This is a genomic window from Streptomyces sp. NPDC054840, assembly GCF_053611065.1.
On sequence record NZ_JBSGZP010001004.1, the window covers coordinates 1 to 1923 of the forward strand.

A 1923-nucleotide genomic window follows, 5' to 3' on the forward strand; every position below is an offset into this window, starting at 1 on the left:
CGGCGTCCGTCGCCCCGTGCATGGCGTGGTGCGCGTGCCCGGCGGCTTCCGGTACCCCGACGCCGGGCGGCTGCGACATCGATGACATCGATGACATCGATGACATCCGCCCGGATCCGGTCGCCGCGGCCGGCCCGGCGAGGGACTGGGACAGGGAGAAACCGGCGTGGAGCACCGTTTGGACGGCGACGGCCGCCGTCGTCACGGCGAGCAGCCCGCGTTCACGTCCCGCGAGGGCCCAGGCCGTCACCGCCGTGCCCGGAAAGGCGACGCACAAGGCCCACCAGGGCACTGCCGCACCGGACATGAGCAGGTGTCCGGTCGCGGCGAGCAGCACACAGAGGGCTGCGAACATCGCAGCCCGTAGCGCTCGCAAACAGCGGACCGGGTTCATGGAGGGCTCATCCTCGCACCGGCCTCCCGAGCCGCACATCAGGGTGCGCACTTCCGGACAAGTTCCCGCCTCCCGGCCTGTCAGGGCCGGGTCGCCCGCCTCGTGTGGCGCAGGGCACAACGGAGCGAGGGAACCTGCCCGCCGCTCCTTCCGACTGCCTACCCGTTCGGTCGAAGAGTTCAACGTCCGGGGAAGGGAGACTTCGTGACGGCGGAGGGGACGGCGGAGGGGATGGTGGGGACGGCGACCGCATCGCCCGCGCAGCAGGACGGGAGGGCCGGCCGGCAGTTGACCGCGCTGCTCACCTGCGCCATGGCGTTCTCGATGCTGCAGCTGTTCCTCCTCGGGGCGCTGGGCCCCCGCCTGGTCACCGAACTCGGCGTTTCTCCGGCCGTGCTGGGGCTGACGACCACGATCGGCTTCGGGACCGCCGCCGTCCTGTCCCCGGCGGGCGGCCGGATCGTGGACCGGATCGGACCGCGACGCGCCCTGGTGGTCCTGCTGCTGGTATCCGCCGCGGCCCTCGCCCTGATCGGCGCCGCGCCCGGTGCAGGTCTGCTGCTCGGTGCCGTCGCACTGGGCGGCGTACCCCAGGCGCTCGCCAACCCGGCCACCAACAAGGCCGTGCTGCGCGCCGTTCCGCCCGCCCGGCGGGGCGCGGTGACCGGGCTCAAGCAGTCCGGGGTCCAGCTCGGGGCCTTCGCGGCCGGAGCGCCGCTCGCGCTGCTCGCGGGCGGCGTCGGCTGGCGGGGCGCCGTGTGGACCGGCGCCGGCGCCGCCCTGCTCGCCGGGCTGTGGGCCCTGCGGGTCCTGCCCGCCGACCACGCCCCGCCGTCCGCCGGGCCCCGTACGGCTCTCGTACCGCGGGGGATGGTGGCCTGGCTGGCGGTCTTCTCCCTGTTCCTCGGCGCCGGAATCGCTTCGGTCAACACCTACCTCGCCCTCTTCGGCGCGCAGCGCCTCGGCATGGGACCGACGACGGCGGCCGCCCTGGTCGCCGTGCTCGGCGTGGCGGGGATCGCGGGCCGGGTCGGTTGGTCGAAGGCGGCCCGGCCCGGGCGGGCCGAGTGGCTGCCGGGGTGGCTGGCCTGCGGGGCGCTGGGCGCGGCGGTCCTGCTGGCGGCCGCCGTGCTGGCCGGCCCGCTGGTGTGGGCCGGGGCGATCGCCGTCGGCGTCTTCGCCGTCTCCGGGAACGCCGTCTCGATGGTGCTGGTCATGCAGCGGGCCGCCCCCGGCCGCGCCGGACAGGACTCGGCGCTGGTCGCGGCCGGGTTCTTCGGGGGCTTCGCGGTGGGCCCGCCCCTCTTCGGCCCGCTCGCGCAGAGCGGACGGTACGGGCCGGGCTGGCTGCTGGTCGCGGCGGAGTTCGCCGCGGCGGCGGCCGTCGTGTTCCTGTGGGCCGTACGGGACCGGCGGGCGGGCGCGGCATGAGCGCGGGCGGCGCCGAGCTCGGACCGGCCCTCGCGGCTGTCATGGAACGGGTGGCGGTGACCGCCGAGGCGGTCGGCCCCCGCTTCCCGCTGTACGCC

1 protein-coding gene and 1 pseudogene are annotated in these 1923 nt (G+C 76.0%); one reads left to right on the plus strand and one right to left on the minus strand.

Annotated features, from left to right (window positions below; translation table 11 throughout):
- Positions 1-355: pseudogene (locus tag ACWGIU_RS36875) on the minus strand (hypothetical protein); the annotation flags it as partial.
- Between the two features lie 270 nt (positions 356-625).
- Here ACWGIU_RS36875 and ACWGIU_RS36880 point away from each other — a divergent pair.
- Positions 626-1825, plus strand: a complete 1200-nt coding sequence (locus ACWGIU_RS36880; protein WP_453712435.1) for an MFS transporter — start codon at positions 626-628, stop codon at positions 1823-1825.
- The last annotated feature ends 98 nt before the right edge of the window (positions 1826-1923 follow it).